Source organism: Exiguobacterium sp. s102, assembly GCF_018618635.1.
Classification (GTDB): Bacteria; Bacillota; Bacilli; order Exiguobacteriales; family Exiguobacteriaceae; genus Exiguobacterium_A; species Exiguobacterium_A oxidotolerans.
Map to the genome: position 1 here is coordinate 268,846 of NZ_JACSML010000002.1, position 13,411 is coordinate 282,256.

General features: G+C 46.7%; 18 protein-coding genes. 16 read left to right on the plus strand and 2 right to left on the minus strand.

Annotated features, from left to right (window positions below; all coding sequences use genetic code 11):
* Positions 1-7 precede the first annotated feature (7 nt).
* The 4 genes from KNQ02_RS06420 (at position 8) to KNQ02_RS06435 (ending at position 3,702) form a co-directional block, all read left to right on the plus strand.
* On the plus strand, positions 8-2,029 hold the full coding sequence (locus KNQ02_RS06420) for an SGNH/GDSL hydrolase family protein (RefSeq protein WP_214807640.1): 2,022 nt from the start codon (positions 8-10) through the stop codon (positions 2,027-2,029).
* A gap of 110 nt (positions 2,030-2,139) precedes the next feature.
* Positions 2,140-2,565, plus strand: coding sequence for a hypothetical protein (locus KNQ02_RS06425; RefSeq protein WP_214807644.1), 426 nt, complete (start codon positions 2,140-2,142; stop codon positions 2,563-2,565).
* Between the two features lie 16 nt (positions 2,566-2,581).
* A complete protein-coding gene (locus KNQ02_RS06430; RefSeq protein WP_214807647.1) occupies positions 2,582-3,424 on the plus strand; it encodes a peptidoglycan-binding protein in 843 nt (280 codons plus the stop codon).
* Positions 3,425-3,447: 23 nt separating this feature from the next.
* Positions 3,448-3,702, plus strand: coding sequence for a phage holin (locus tag KNQ02_RS06435; RefSeq protein WP_214807649.1), 255 nt, complete (start codon positions 3,448-3,450; stop codon positions 3,700-3,702).
* Between the two features lie 179 nt (positions 3,703-3,881).
* Here the strand turns inward: KNQ02_RS06435 and KNQ02_RS06440 are convergent, their stop codons facing one another.
* On the minus strand, positions 3,882-4,088 hold the full coding sequence (locus tag KNQ02_RS06440) for a hypothetical protein (protein WP_029333049.1): 207 nt from the start codon (positions 4,086-4,088) through the stop codon (positions 3,882-3,884).
* Positions 4,089-4,399: 311 nt separating this feature from the next.
* On the opposite strand from KNQ02_RS06440, the gene KNQ02_RS06445 reads away from it, so the two are divergent.
* The 9 genes from KNQ02_RS06445 to gcvPB all read left to right on the plus strand — a co-directional run bounded on the left by KNQ02_RS06445 (position 4,400) and on the right by gcvPB (position 10,694).
* Positions 4,400-4,861, plus strand: a complete 462-nt coding sequence (locus KNQ02_RS06445; protein WP_251132127.1) for a prepilin-type cleavage/methylation domain-containing protein — start codon at positions 4,400-4,402, stop codon at positions 4,859-4,861.
* A gap of 6 nt (positions 4,862-4,867) precedes the next feature.
* Positions 4,868-5,224 carry a type II secretion system protein gene (locus KNQ02_RS06450; protein ID WP_214769941.1) on the plus strand — a complete coding sequence of 119 codons (357 nt, stop codon included), beginning with the start codon at positions 4,868-4,870 and terminating at the stop codon, positions 5,222-5,224.
* A complete protein-coding gene (locus KNQ02_RS06455) occupies positions 5,109-5,540 on the plus strand; it encodes a hypothetical protein (protein WP_235195262.1) in 432 nt (143 codons plus the stop codon). Before KNQ02_RS06450 ends, KNQ02_RS06455 begins: the two co-directional genes overlap by 116 nt.
* A gap of 35 nt (positions 5,541-5,575) precedes the next feature.
* A complete protein-coding gene (locus KNQ02_RS06460; protein ID WP_239456854.1) occupies positions 5,576-5,809 on the plus strand; it encodes a hypothetical protein in 234 nt (77 codons plus the stop codon).
* Positions 5,802-6,287 (plus strand): shikimate kinase, encoded by a 486-nt coding sequence (locus KNQ02_RS06465; protein ID WP_088836600.1) that lies wholly within the window; start codon positions 5,802-5,804, stop codon positions 6,285-6,287. Before KNQ02_RS06460 ends, KNQ02_RS06465 begins: the two co-directional genes overlap by 8 nt.
* Positions 6,284-6,598: a hypothetical protein gene (locus KNQ02_RS06470; protein ID WP_088836601.1), complete on the plus strand. Its 315-nt coding sequence runs from the start codon at positions 6,284-6,286 to the stop codon at positions 6,596-6,598. Before KNQ02_RS06465 ends, KNQ02_RS06470 begins: the two co-directional genes overlap by 4 nt.
* Positions 6,599-6,780: 182 nt before the next feature.
* Positions 6,781-7,863, plus strand: a complete 1,083-nt coding sequence (gene gcvT, locus KNQ02_RS06475) for a glycine cleavage system aminomethyltransferase GcvT (protein ID WP_214765385.1) — start codon at positions 6,781-6,783, stop codon at positions 7,861-7,863.
* A 13-nt stretch (positions 7,864-7,876) separates the two neighbouring features.
* A complete protein-coding gene (gene gcvPA, locus KNQ02_RS06480) occupies positions 7,877-9,223 on the plus strand; it encodes an aminomethyl-transferring glycine dehydrogenase subunit GcvPA (protein ID WP_214769944.1) in 1,347 nt (448 codons plus the stop codon).
* Positions 9,216-10,694: an aminomethyl-transferring glycine dehydrogenase subunit GcvPB gene (gene gcvPB, locus KNQ02_RS06485; protein WP_088836604.1), complete on the plus strand. Its 1,479-nt coding sequence runs from the start codon at positions 9,216-9,218 to the stop codon at positions 10,692-10,694. Before gcvPA ends, gcvPB begins: the two co-directional genes overlap by 8 nt.
* Positions 10,695-10,933: 239 nt before the next feature.
* Here gcvPB and KNQ02_RS06490 read toward each other — a convergent pair whose 3' ends face one another.
* Complete coding sequence (locus KNQ02_RS06490) at positions 10,934-11,314, minus strand: rhodanese-like domain-containing protein (protein WP_029333057.1); 381 nt, start codon at positions 11,312-11,314, stop codon at positions 10,934-10,936.
* A gap of 138 nt (positions 11,315-11,452) precedes the next feature.
* Between KNQ02_RS06490 and KNQ02_RS06495 the strand changes: the two genes are divergently transcribed.
* The 3 genes from KNQ02_RS06495 (at position 11,453) to hpt (ending at position 13,403) form a co-directional block, all read left to right on the plus strand.
* Entirely contained in the window at positions 11,453-12,283 is an 831-nt protein-coding gene (locus tag KNQ02_RS06495) for a lipoate--protein ligase family protein (protein ID WP_029333058.1), read from the plus strand.
* A 24-nt stretch (positions 12,284-12,307) separates the two neighbouring features.
* A complete protein-coding gene (gene mntR / locus KNQ02_RS06500) occupies positions 12,308-12,730 on the plus strand; it encodes a transcriptional regulator MntR (RefSeq protein ID WP_029333059.1) in 423 nt (140 codons plus the stop codon).
* A gap of 145 nt (positions 12,731-12,875) precedes the next feature.
* The gene (hpt, locus tag KNQ02_RS06505) at positions 12,876-13,403 is read left to right on the plus strand and encodes a hypoxanthine phosphoribosyltransferase (protein ID WP_088838449.1); all 528 of its coding nucleotides are present in this window, start codon (positions 12,876-12,878) and stop codon (positions 13,401-13,403) included.
* Positions 13,404-13,411: the final 8 nt, after the last annotated feature.

Below are 13,411 nucleotides of genomic sequence, written 5' to 3' on the forward strand. Positions count from 1 at the left end.
GTGACACATGGCAGATTTTTCGTACAAACAGATAGGGTTAGAGTTAGATCTTTTGAACTGGGACACCACAAACGATAATTTCGAAAAAATTGGTAAAGACCTTACGAATGTACAACGGCAGGTTAATAACCTGGTGATCGAAGGGGATTCATCACCGGAAGCGGCACAAGCTCGAATTGGGGCAGATGGAACGACTTACGATTCATTAAAAGATCGTTTGGACGAAGAACAACGTATTGCGGCTATCACTTTGGGAAATGTAGAAATCCAGACGCAAGAGCAGATTGGACAACTCGAAACACAAGCTAATAATTTGAATGTGACAAGAGCCACTTACTCATATGTGGATCAAAAATTTAGCGTTGTCGGAAGTGCGACGCCTAAAGGGACTTATGCCACTTTATCGGCTTTGCAAGCTGCTTTTCCGTCCGGTAATTCAAATATCTATGTCATCACGGCGGACGGCAAATGGTATTACTGGTCGGGAACGGCGTGGGCGCCCGGTGGCGTTTACCAAGCGACAACACTTCCTGAAAAAAGTGTTAGTCCTGAAAAAACATCGTTCATGACGCCGGGGAAAAACTTATTCGATCCAGTGAAAGCAGACCTTCCGGGAAAATTACTCAATTACAATGACGGTTCTGTCACGACGAATAATGCGGATCATATCGCCACAAGCGATTACTTGGCGCTTACACCGGGTCAAGTTTACGTTATCAACAAAAAATATAACATTGCATTCTATGATGCCAACAAAGCGTTTTTAACCGCCGAAAAGATTGCAGTGACGAAAGAAGCAGGAACCAACTTCACGATGCCAGCAACAGCCCGGTACATCCGTTTAAGCTTTGCAGGGTACTCGACAAATACTAATGTTGCGAACGAAGCACAAATAGAAACGGGGACTGTTTCAACGACGTTCGAAGCTTTTCGTTATACCTTGAACACGGATAACATCAGTAACATCTCGACGACGCAAATAAAAGATGGTGCAATCACAGTTCCTAAAGCTGATTTCTTCGTACCCGGTAAAAATAAGTACGACAAATCAAAAGCATTAGACGGATTCCTTATCAATGGTACCACTGGAACGTTTCAAGCATGGGCGTCGCATTCCATGTCTGATTGGATTCCATTGAAACCAAGTACGACGTATGCGATAAACGGGAGAATGAACTACGCCCTGTATGACTCGAACAAAACATATATAACGGGTCAAAACAGTGTGTTTGTAAGTACATTCACCACAACGAGCAACACGGCATTTATTCGTTTTAGCTTAGACACGGTGACTTATCCAAACATCAAGAACACGTTCCAACTGGAAGAAGGCACACTTCCAACGCTTTACACGCCGTTTAACTTAGTATTAGACCCTCTTCGCATGTCTTTACCGGAAACAGTAAACGAAAAATTTAAAACGCTGAAATGGAACGTACTAGGCGACAGTATCACAGAAGCGAATAAATACCAGTTATTCGCCGGCGCTCGACTTGGTTTCAGTGTCGTTCGTTCATACGGGATTGGTGGTACAAAACTTGCCGATACATCGGGGTCAGATGCAAATGCGATGGTCAATCGTTATGTGAATATGGACAATGACGCCGATGTCATCACGGTGATGGGTGGAACGAATGACTGGGGGCAGAGCGTCGTCATCTCGAACCCTGCCAACAAGTACGATAAATCAACGTTAACTGGCGCTATTCGTACAATCATTGAAGGTTTAATCGCAAAATATCCCGGCAAGTACATCGTATGGGCGACATTACCCCAACGAAACAACCAAACTTTTCCGTCCGGCGTTAATGCTAATGGCAACACAACAGCCGAGTATGCGGAAGCGATTAAAAGTGTTTGTCGTGAGTATGCCATCCCTTGCATCGATGTCCACAACGAATCAGGTATTAATAAATTGAACATGGATACAAATGGTTCGCTTATGCCGGATAAAGTCCACCCTTCCGATGCCGGTCACAAACGAATTGCAGCATTGTACATGGATATGTTCCAAAAAATAGTTTATTAAACACAGCGTCCTCCGGGACGCTTTCATATCGATCATCTTAGACACGACACCATAGCCTCACATCCAACTCAATCACACTAGGGGGTCATCGCTTGGAAGGAGCTGCCGACATGGATCCACAACTAGCAAGTCTTGCTGGACGGGTCGACCGCTTGGAAATCTCACAGGCGGAAATGAAGGAAGAACACAAGAAACTCGAAAAATCGGACGACCGCATGTGGGAATTTATGCGCGAGCTGAAAGCCGAGTTTGCCACGCACCAGAAGTCGCAACTCGAAGTCAACATCAAGGTGAGCGACCTCGCGACGGGGCAACAAGCCATGCGCTCGGAGATGTCAGAAGCCAATGGGCGCCAAGAAGCGACGCTCAACATCATCAAAGAATCGACGAGTTGGTATCAGCAACAGCTTGCAACGCGCGAAGAACACAAGGATAAGCGGTCCGACCGCCGCTGGGCGACCGCAGGGAAGCTACTCGTCTACGCAGGCGGCATCCTAACGGCAATCGGTACGGTACTCGCCGTCATCTTACAATAATCAAGGAGGCTACACTATGTATTACGACAAACGGAATAAGGCAGCACTCGCAGAACTTGCACCGAACACGCAAAAAGCCGCACGCCAGTGGTACGACTACCTCGTCAAGAACGGCATCGAAGTATTGATCTACGACGCACGCCGGACGGAGGCAGAGCAACGGGCGAACGTAAACTCGGGTGCCTCACAAACAATGTACTCGTATCACCTCGTCGGGCAAGCGCTCGATTTTGTTCCTATTAAAGATGGCAAAGCCTTATGGGGTGGATATAATGCGTCTAATATCCAAAAAGCCATCAAAGAAGCGCAACGTATCGGCTTCACGTGGGGTGGAGATTGGGATTCGGACGGCAACCAACGCGATGAAACGTTCATCGATTCACCGCACTTGCAGTACAACTACAAAGGCTACGGCTCAGACAAGGTCTTGGCATCTTCGACACCTGTCAGTAAGCCCGCCTCATCTGCATCAAGCAAGACGCATCGAGTCGTCGCAGGAGACACATTGAGCGAACTCGCGGTCAAGTACAAGACGACAGTCGCGAACCTCAAGGCGTGGAACAACCTCAAGGACGCAGACATCAACATCGGGTGGACGCTGAACGTCGCGAAACCTGCTGCACCTGTCAAGGCATCGAGTGCCGCGATCATTGCATTCCCAGGTGACGCGCTATACCGCACGCAAGACAAGTCGAAGATGAAGCAAATCAACATCGAACGCATTCAGCGCGCTGTCGGTGCTCCGGTAACGGGCAAGTTCGACGCGGCTACGGAGAAAGCGGTCGAAGCGTACCAGAAGCGCAAGAAACTCGCCGTCGATGGTGTCGTCGGTAAAGATACATGGAATATGCTTTTTTAACCTAATCGAAATGGGGAATTGATATGAACGAGAAAACAATCGCTTTCGTCCGCCTCGCCATCCCACTCTATGCCATGCTCAACGCGACCTCGCTTGCGATGGGCTACGACCCGTTGCCATTCGAGTCCGAAAAGGTGGACGGCTTCGTCACGGGTGCGATCGGTGTCATCGGTTTAATCGTAGCGTGGTGGAAGAACAACAACGTCACACCGGAAGCACAACAGATGCAGCAGGCGCTCGACGACAAGAAGCAATACAACCAACTGAAAAACCTTTAACCTCCGCCTACCCTCACGGGTGGGCTTTTTTTTGTTTAAAAATGGGTAAATCAGGAAATTATATGTTATATTCGAATTGCGGTTGGGGAACCGCACGATGTCTAACGGGGCATCATCGAAATTGGATAGGCCTCCTGCATCTGTGGGAGGTCTTTTTTCGTACAAAAAAGAGTGCCCGTTTAGGACACTCCCAGTTGCATGCGTAATTGTTCCTCGAAGCGTGCTCGCTTCATCTTGCTTTGCGTAACGTCGAGTTGCATCAGCGTCTCGGTCTGCTTGAGCACATCGACCTGCAAGCCTTTCGTCAGACGTTCGAGTGCGGCGAGGATCTCAGGTACCTCTCCCGACAGCACGATCTGCGTCTTGTTTACCAGCATCACTTTCATAATGCCCTCCCTTGTGTAAACAGTGCGACGGTCAATGCTTAATGATACCCCATGTGGGTATCGGTTAAACTGCACCGCATCTGCACACAATCTGCACCTGCACAGTCAAATGCACATTATTTTATCTACTCCACGCTTCACCTCACGACCAAAACCCTCCTATTATCAACGATTCTTTTAACCGCTTTTCTTCTATATAACTAAACGCTATTATGCGAAAGAAAAAAAATATCCGGAAACATTGCAGACGATTAACCGTGGTACTGCTGAAAAACCAAATGAACTGCTCTGCGATCAGGAGACGTATACCTATGATTCAAAAACAGGCGAACTTACGAAGTGACGGGTTTACATTGATTGAAATGAGTGGAGTCTTAATGATTACAGGTCTGCTGTGCTTATTGTTATTGCCGACTGTTATTGATCGGCGCCCGGCAATTTATTTACTCGAACAAGATATTGCGATGATGCGGCAAGATTTTCAGACGTTACGGTTGCTGCAATACTCTAAAACGGATAATCAAAATACCATTCAATTTCGATGGCGTGCAGACGGGGCGGGATATTTTATCATGGTGAACGATCGAATCCTGTGGCAGAGAACGTTTCAACCTGGTCATAGTTGTATCATCCCGACGACCGGGCGAGTGATTTACTTTAAAAGTTATCATTCGACCTATGCCTCGACGTGGTACTGCCGTTCAGCAAAACAAGAATATGAAATAAAATTCCTCCTCGGAAATTATCAAATGTTGATTCAACAAATGAGGTGAAATGGCATGCGGTCAAAGGTAAAAAGAGTTGTTTGCTCGGAGGAAGAGCGTGGATTCACTCTCCTTGAAGTGATGCTCTCACTTGTCGCCATCAGTTTGTTCTTAGTATTAGCGATTGATCCTTACTTGAATTTCGAAAAACAAAAAACACAGTTAATTGTTGAGACACGGCGCTTGGACGAGATGGCATCGAAGCAAGTGGCGGGTGATTCGACGGGGTATCGTGTCGAGGAAGGGAAGTGGTGTCTTGAAACGTTATGCCTTGCGAGCCGAATCCGGAACGACCCTCCTCGAAATTTCAATGGTCCTTTGGTTGAGTCCTCTATTACTCCTTGGATTATTGACGATGACACAACTCGTTAGCAACGCCAACCAAACAGAATGGATGGAAGAGGACCTGTTTTTTCATACCGTCGAACGATTGATGTGGCGCAGCATTGAGTGTGGATTAGTAGGAGAAGAGCTGAGGGGGCGGGATGTCGATCCAGGAGAGGAGCCGATTAAGTGGCGGCTCGTTCGTGTACAAAATCAAATACGGCTCAAAAAAGAGTTTGGAGGCGAACTGACGTATGCCCACGACGTGACGCATTATCGAATCAAAGAAGACGGTGCCCGAATCGTAATCGAACTCAATCAGCGGTCTCGAACTTACGCCTGCAAGAAACCGGCTTCATCCTGATTCAAACCTTATTGATTCTGATAGGAATTGGTGCCATGATGCTACTAGGCTGTATGCGGATGGATGAGACCATCAAACAGTATAAGCTAGAGCAAGAGGCGCTTCAACTCGAGTCCCTTGTCAGAGCGGCATCACATGACTGTCGCCAAGATGAGACGATCCGTTATCCGATTGGACGAGTTACTTGTATCCGAACGGATAAAGGCTTTAAAATGGAAGCAATCTTAGATAATGGACAAAGAATCGAGGCGGTCGTTTCGGATGGATAAGGTTTATGTAATTGGCTTTATGGGAACTGGTAAAACAGCGATTGGTCGGAAGTTAAGCGAACGATATGACGTAGATGAACTGGATGAACGTTTTGTTCAAGAGTATGGTCAATCAATTGCTGATTTTTTTGCAGCACATGGTGAGGCAGGGTTTCGAGCGCGCGAAAGCGAATTGTTACGAAACAGTCAATCACAAATTGTCATCACGGGTGGTGGAATCATTGAACGACCCGAAAATCGTACATGGATGAAGGAAACGGGTACGGTAATCTGGATTGATACACCATTCGATTCGATTTGGAGACGAATTGAGTCGGACCGAAATCGTCCCTTAGTAGGGAAGTACGAGACTGTGAAGTCTTTGTATATGCGCAGACGTCCTATCTATGCAGACGGTGCGGACCTTCGTTTAGAGGGAATGAAATCGATTCGGGAGCTAACGGCAGAAATAGAATCGGTATTGGAGGAAAAGTCATGATTTGGATTAACATTGGAATCATTGTAGTAGCGATCCTCGGCTTAGTTGCTTATGGATTTGTGCTTTATAAAAAGAAGATTTCACAAGACTTACGGCTTGTAAAACAGTTGTTGGAGCGATTTACGATCCGCCAGCAAACGTTGCAGGCAGGCGTCGACCATACGACGAATCGGATTGATCAAATTAAAGGAAATGTCGATCATCTTGTGAGTGAAGGGAAGCGTGTTGAGCAAGGGGCGCGTCAACTAATGGTTGAAGGGCAACGACTTTCAACAGAAGTTCAACATACAGCTGGACTCAAGCAATTTTGAAATGGCTTTCATTGAGCGAATGTGAAACAATAGGAGAGAAGGGACTTTGTCCTTTCTCTCTTTAGTTTTGTTCAATTTCCGAATAAACCTAGAAAAATAGGTTTGAAGTTGGTAGAATATAAATGAAAGTTGAACATTAAAGAGAAAAGGAACATAAAATGTTCGTAAATAGGGGGATATGTATGAGTCAGACGACATTGAAGAGAACGCCATTGTTTGAAACGATCGCACCGATGGGGAAAATGGTCGATTTTGCAGGGTTTGAAATGCCGGTTCTGTTTTCATCAATCAAGGAAGAACACATTGCAGTACGTGAACAAGTAGGGATGTTCGATGTATCTCATATGGGAGAATTGTTAGTGACAGGTCCTGAAGCATTAGCGTTTCTTCAAAAGACGCTGTCGAATGATATCTCTAAGATCGCCATTGGACAGGCTCAATACAATGTTTTATGTCAAGAAGATGGTGGGACGGTCGATGACTTGCTCGTATATCGACTGGAAGAGGAAAAATATTTACTAGTCGTCAACGCCTCGAATATCGAGAAAGATGAAGCGCATCTTCGTTCGTATCTGGAAGGAAACGTGTTACTTGAAAACCAATCGGATGCGTATGGGCAGATTGCCGTCCAAGGTCCTAAAGCAGAAGAAGTCCTGTCGTCGATGACGGAGCTCGCATTAAATGAAATTAAATTTTTCCGGTTCGTTTACGGGAAAGTGGCAGGCATCGACATGTTAGTTTCGCGCAGTGGTTATACGGGAGAAGACGGATTCGAGTTATATATGCCGGCAGCAGATGCAGAACATGTCTTTAAGACACTACTTGAAGCAGGTGTCGTTCCATGTGGTCTTGGCGCGCGTGATACTTTACGTTTTGAAGCGTGTTTACCACTCTATGGTCATGAGTTATCGGCGACGATTTCACCAATCGAAGCAGGGATGGGGTTTGCCGTCAAACCACAAGCGAAAAAATTCATCGGGTCAGATGTGCTCGCACAACAAAAAGAACAAGGCGCACCACGCCGTTTGATTGGACTTGAACTCGTCGATAAAGGGATTGTCCGTCAGGATGCTCCGGTTTTACTGAATGGAGAGACTGTTGGTTTTGTGACGACAGGGACGTTGCCGCCGACAATCGGTAAAGCCATTGCCTTGGCGCTCGTACCAGCAGAATATGCGACAGAGGACCAGTTCGAAGTGGAAGTACGTGGAAAGAAACTAGCCGCAAAACGTGTGAACACACCGTTTTATCGTCGAGCCAACTAAGGGGGACTTATAGATGGATTTTCGTTATTTACCGATGACGCAAGAAGATGAAAAAGAGATGTTACAGACGATTGGTGCAAATTCGATTGAAGATTTACTAGCAGACATTCCAGCCGCTGTCCGCGACCAAGGGACGTTAGAAGAAGTCGGGATTCCGCTACCGGAAACAGATTTGATTCGGACACTCTCGAAGCTTGCTGACCAAAATATGAATACGAAGCAATATCCATCGTTCCTCGGTGCAGGCATTTACGATCACTATGCACCGGCTGTCGTCAATCATATGTTGTTGCGTTCAGAATTCTATACGGCGTATACACCCTATCAACCTGAAATCTCACAAGGGGAACTACAAGCGATTTTCGAGTTTCAGACGATGATTTGTGAATTGACAGGAATGGATGTCGCGAACTCATCGATGTACGACGGCATTACAGCACTAGCGGAAGCGGCAATGCTTGCCTGTGCCCATAAAAAGAAAAAGACGATCGTCTTGTCGGATGGGGTTCATCCGGAAGCACATGATGTCGTTCGGACGTATGCGAAAGGGCCGGGGCTCGATGTCAAGACGCTTGCATTACGGGACGGCGAGACGGCAATCGAACAATTAGACGGACTTGATGATATCGCATGTGTCATCGTCCAATACCCGAACTTTTATGGACGCGTCGAAGATTTACAAGCGTTAGCAGATGCAACACATGCAAAAGGCGGTTTATTTATCGTCTCAGCCAATCCGCTTGCCCTCGGACTGCTTGAAGCACCTGGGAAACTCGGTGCGGATATTACGATTGGCGATTGCCAACCGTTCGGGATTCCCCAAAGTTTTGGTGGACCGACGTGTGGCTACTTCACGACGACAAAAGCCTTAATGCGTAAAATTCCAGGACGCCTGGTCGGTCAGACAGTGGATGAGGATGGCAAACGCGGTTTCGTCTTGACGCTCCAAGCTCGCGAACAGCACATTCGTCGTGATAAAGCGACATCAAATATTTGTTCCAACCAAGCATTGAACGCATTGGCGGCATCGATTGCGATGAGCGCGTTCGGAAAACAAGGGATTCGTGATTTAGCGGTCCGCAACTTGCAAACGGCACATGCCTTGAAAAAATCATTGAAAGCAGCCGGCTTCCGCATCGTCGATGATGGACCGAGCTTTAATGAATTCGTCGTCGAATTACCAATCGATGCGGAAGAAGCAAGTCGTCAATTGCTTAAAGCGGGAATTATCGGTGGATTGCCGCTCGGCACATACGACGCAAAACGAAGTCGTGAAATGCTTGTCTGTGCAACAGAATTACGGACGAAAAAAGAGCTCGATCAATTCGTGTCAGCGTTAGGGGGATTAACTCATGCATAAATCAAGCGAACAAACATTGATTTTTGAAATCTCAAAACCCGGTCGTGTCGCATATGCGTTACCACTCGCGACGGTCGAAGAAGAAGCAATCGAAGACATGTTGCCAGCTTCTTTTGTCCGAAAAGAAGACGTCGCGTTACCGGAAGTTTCGGAACTGGATCTCGTACGACACTACACGGCACTTTCAAACCGGAACCACGGTGTGGATTCCGGGTTCTATCCGCTCGGTTCATGTACGATGAAATACAATCCTAAAATCAATGAAGATATGGCACGACTTCCCGGGTTTGCCCACATTCATCCGCTTCAACCGGTTGAGAGCATTCAAGGAGCGCTCGGTTTGATGTATGACTTACAAGAAAAGTTAGCAGTCATCACGGGAATGGATGAAGTGACGCTTCAACCAGCAGCAGGGGCACACGGAGAGTGGACTGGATTGATGTTGATCAAAGCCTATCATCATGCGCGCGGCGACTTCAAACGGACGAAAGTACTCGTTCCAGACTCGGCACACGGCACGAACCCGGCATCGGCGTCTGTCGCAGGATTTGATACCGTGACGGTCTTGTCAGATGAGCGAGGTCTTGTTGACTTAGAAGACTTAAAGAGCAAAGTGGGAGACGATACAGCGGCTTTAATGTTGACGAACCCGAACACGCTCGGATTGTTTGAATCGGATATCGTCGAGATCGCAAAAGCAGTCCATGAAGCAGGCGGGAAATTGTATTACGATGGAGCAAACTCGAATGCCATCATGGGGATTGCACGTCCCGGCGATATGGGCTTCGATGTTGTTCACTTGAACCTCCACAAAACGTTTACCGGCCCTCACGGTGGTGGTGGTCCTGGTTCAGGTCCGGTCGGTGTCAAACAAGACTTGATCCCTTATTTACCGAAACCGATCGTCGCAAAAACAGACGAAGGATTCATCCTTGATTATGATCGCAAAGATGCAATCGGACGTGTCAAACCATTCTACGGAAACTTCGGGATTAATGTCCGCGCCTACAGCTACATTCGGACGATGGGCGGAGAAGGTCTCGCCCGTGTCTCGAAAGAAGCTGTCTTGAACGCAAACTATATGTTAGCACGCCTCAAAGGCGCATATGACGCACCGTATGATGTCTATTGTAAACATGAGTTCGTCTTGTCGGGTCGTCGCCAAAAGGCACTTGGCGTGCGGACGCTTGATATCGCAAAACGACTGCTTGATTTCGGTTACCATCCACCGACAATCTATTTCCCGTTAAATGTCGAAGAGTGTATCATGATTGAGCCGACGGAAACGGAATCGAAAGAAACACTCGATGCGTTCTGTGACGCGATGCTCCAAATCGCACGTGAAGTCGAAGAAACGCCAGATGTCGTCCTGAACGCACCGCATACGACGGTCGTCAAACGGATGGACGAGACGTTGGCAGCGCGTAAACCGGTGTTGCGTTATGAGCCGAAACAGGAAGTCCATGCATAACGGTTACTGAAAACGAACTGACTCGTAAGTCAGACTAAGATCGATTCCTATGACGGACGTTTCCAGTCGACATTAATTAAATGACCGATGATTCTATTTTTACTGGATCATCGGTCATTTCTATGCCTATTTTTGTCGTTCACGACCTTTTTAATCAGAGCGTCTCGTCAATGAGTCGACAAGCGAAAAACCCTTCCTGAGCCTGAGGCGTAGGAAGGGTTTTTCGCTTGAATAGTGAATTAGCTACGTTTGACTTTTCCAGTCCACTGTTTGAAACCGCCTTTAAGCTGGTACAAGTTCGTGTAGCCGGCTTTTTTCAAGACTTTAGCTGCTTGTGAAGATCGCATGCTGCCTTGGCAATACAAGTAGATCGGCATATCTTTACGAAGCTCTTTCGAACGCATCTTCATTTGGCTAACCGGAATGTTACGCGCGCCAACGATATGACCGCCTTTAAATTCTTGTGTTTCCCGGACGTCGACGATTTGTGCCTTACGGTAGTTCGCGCGGAATTCCTCTTGCGAGAGTTTTGTGATGCCTTTGACTGGCATGAAACGCCAGACGACATAAGCAATCAATGCCACCCATAAGACGATTGTGATGATTGTGCCTGTTTCCATATTCAACTTCCAACCCCTTCGTTCATATAACATCTCTATCATTATAGTAAACGAAATCGATTTCGGCAATCGACTCGTCGTTGCGCAGGATAGAAAGGGTCTGATACACTTATACGGAAACGTTTTGGGGGTGTTCGCTTGGTAAAGAAATGGCAAGTATTGACGACCGAAGCATTAGAGCCGGCAATGAACATGGCAATTGATGAAGCATTGATTGCTTTTGTCGGGCGAGGAGAGATTGCGCCTACGCTTCGTTTTTACTCATGGGAACCACGCGGACTCAGTGTCGGTCATTTCCAGCGTGCGACACGTGATATCGATCGAAAGCGAATTGAAGAACTCGGTATCCCAATCGTTCGACGGATGACTGGTGGTCGAGCGGTTTTACATGCGGATGAACTCACATATAGTGTCGTCATTCAAGAGGCGACAGAAGGACTACCACGAACTGTAATCGAAAGTTATCGCCTGTTGACGGAAGGAATCCGGAAAGGCTATCATCACCTCGGTATTCCCGTTGAATTTTCAGTTCCGATGACGGAAGAAGAAAAGGAAGAGTTACGAAAGCCGAAATCGGCCGTTTGTTTTGATGCAGCCTCTTACTATGAATTGGCAGTCGGAAAACGGAAAGTCGCGGGGAGTGCTCAAGTTCGTCATCAAGGCGTTGTGCTTCAGCATGGATCAGTGCCTCTATCGGTTGATGAAGGTGAATTGTTTGACTGCTTCCTTTATGAAGATGAAACGATGCGTCAACGGATGAAGTCACGCTTTGCAGGGAAAGCGGTTGCCTTGAATGAACTCGCGGGCCGGAAAGTGTCATTCGAGGAAGTTCGTGATGCGTTTACACGTGGTTTTGAGGATGCGCTTCAATTGGAATTCGTTCCGCTTGAATTCAATGAGCGGCAATGGCAGGAAATTGAACAGTTAGCCGAGAAGTATCGTAGTGATGAATGGAACTGGAAACGTTAAAGCGAAAGATTGGAAGGTGATGTCGTGCCGACTCCGAGTATGGAAGATTATTTAGAGCAAATTTATATCTTGATCGAAGAAAAAGGATATGCCCGTGTATCGGATATCGCAGAACTATTAGGCGTACACCCTTCTTCTGTAACGAAGATGGTGCAAAAGTTAGACCGTGAAGAGTACCTCGTCTACGAAAAGTATCGTGGTCTCATGTTGACTGCAAAAGGTAGAAAGATTGGGAAACGACTTGTCGAACGGCATGCGCTGTTAGAAGATTTCTTGCGCCTTGTCGGCGTAGAAGAGTCACTAATCTACAAAGATGTCGAGGGAATTGAACATCACTTGAGTATCGAAGCACTTGATAAAATCAATGGGATGATTCAATTTTTCGCTGAACGCCCGGCTTTACAGGAAGAACTTCATAATTATCAACAAGCACACCCAGAAGACTGAGTGGGCTTGTTTTTTTACGTTAAACGCCTTATAAACGAACATTTGGTTATAAAATAATAAAAAAGTACGTGAATTGAACGGATTATGCTATACTGACGATGAAAATGACCGAAGGGGGTGACGGGTGGAAATTCACCCGGATACTATGGAAATCGTCATCAAAGAAAAATTGGTTTCAGAAACTGATTTAGCTAAAAAAGTGAGTGAACTCGCAATCGAGATTGAACGGGATGCGGCCGGGCGTCAAATTGTCCTTGTCGTCGTGTTGAAAGGGTCGATGGTTTTTGCAGCGGACTTGATGCGGCAAATTAAAGGAAGTGTTCAAATCGATACCGTTGCCTGTTCATCATATGGTGCGAAGACGGTCTCTTCTGGACGCGTTCAATTGAAAAAAGATTTAGACCTGGATGTCGAAGGGAAGTATGTTGTTGTTGTCGAGGACATTATTGATACGGGACATACACTGAGCTTTTTGTGCGAGCATATGAAATTGCATAAGCCGGGTGTTTTGAAGATTTGTACGTTACTTGATAAACCTGCGCGTCGTGAAGTCGAGTTGACGGCAGATTATGTTGGATTTGAGATTCCGGATTACTTCGTCGTCGGCTATGGCATCGATTGTGCAGAAGAGTATCGCAATTTGCCGTACATTGGTTGGGTCGAGACAGAATAAAAAACCGT

Coding starts and splice junctions, on each gene's coding strand:
- KNQ02_RS06420 (WP_214807640.1), top strand. CDS start 8: ATGGCAGATTTTTCGTACAAACAGATAGGGTTAGAGTTAGATCTTTTG.
- KNQ02_RS06425 (WP_214807644.1), top strand. CDS start 2,140: ATGGATCCACAACTAGCAAGTCTTGCTGGACGGGTCGACCGCTTGGAA.
- KNQ02_RS06430 (WP_214807647.1), top strand. CDS start 2,582: ATGTATTACGACAAACGGAATAAGGCAGCACTCGCAGAACTTGCACCG.
- KNQ02_RS06435 (WP_214807649.1), top strand. CDS start 3,448: ATGAACGAGAAAACAATCGCTTTCGTCCGCCTCGCCATCCCACTCTAT.
- KNQ02_RS06440 (WP_029333049.1), bottom strand. CDS start 4,088: ATGAAAGTGATGCTGGTAAACAAGACGCAGATCGTGCTGTCGGGAGAG.
- KNQ02_RS06445 (WP_251132127.1), top strand. CDS start 4,400: ATGATTCAAAAACAGGCGAACTTACGAAGTGACGGGTTTACATTGATT.
- KNQ02_RS06450 (WP_214769941.1), top strand. CDS start 4,868: ATGCGGTCAAAGGTAAAAAGAGTTGTTTGCTCGGAGGAAGAGCGTGGA.
- KNQ02_RS06460 (WP_239456854.1), top strand. CDS start 5,576: ATGATGCTACTAGGCTGTATGCGGATGGATGAGACCATCAAACAGTAT.
- KNQ02_RS06465 (WP_088836600.1), top strand. CDS start 5,802: ATGGATAAGGTTTATGTAATTGGCTTTATGGGAACTGGTAAAACAGCG.
- KNQ02_RS06470 (WP_088836601.1), top strand. CDS start 6,284: ATGATTTGGATTAACATTGGAATCATTGTAGTAGCGATCCTCGGCTTA.
- gcvT (WP_214765385.1), top strand. CDS start 6,781: ATGAGTCAGACGACATTGAAGAGAACGCCATTGTTTGAAACGATCGCA.
- gcvPA (WP_214769944.1), top strand. CDS start 7,877: ATGGATTTTCGTTATTTACCGATGACGCAAGAAGATGAAAAAGAGATG.
- gcvPB (WP_088836604.1), top strand. CDS start 9,216: ATGCATAAATCAAGCGAACAAACATTGATTTTTGAAATCTCAAAACCC.
- KNQ02_RS06490 (WP_029333057.1), bottom strand. CDS start 11,314: ATGGAAACAGGCACAATCATCACAATCGTCTTATGGGTGGCATTGATT.
- hpt (WP_088838449.1), top strand. CDS start 12,876: ATGGAAATCGTCATCAAAGAAAAATTGGTTTCAGAAACTGATTTAGCT.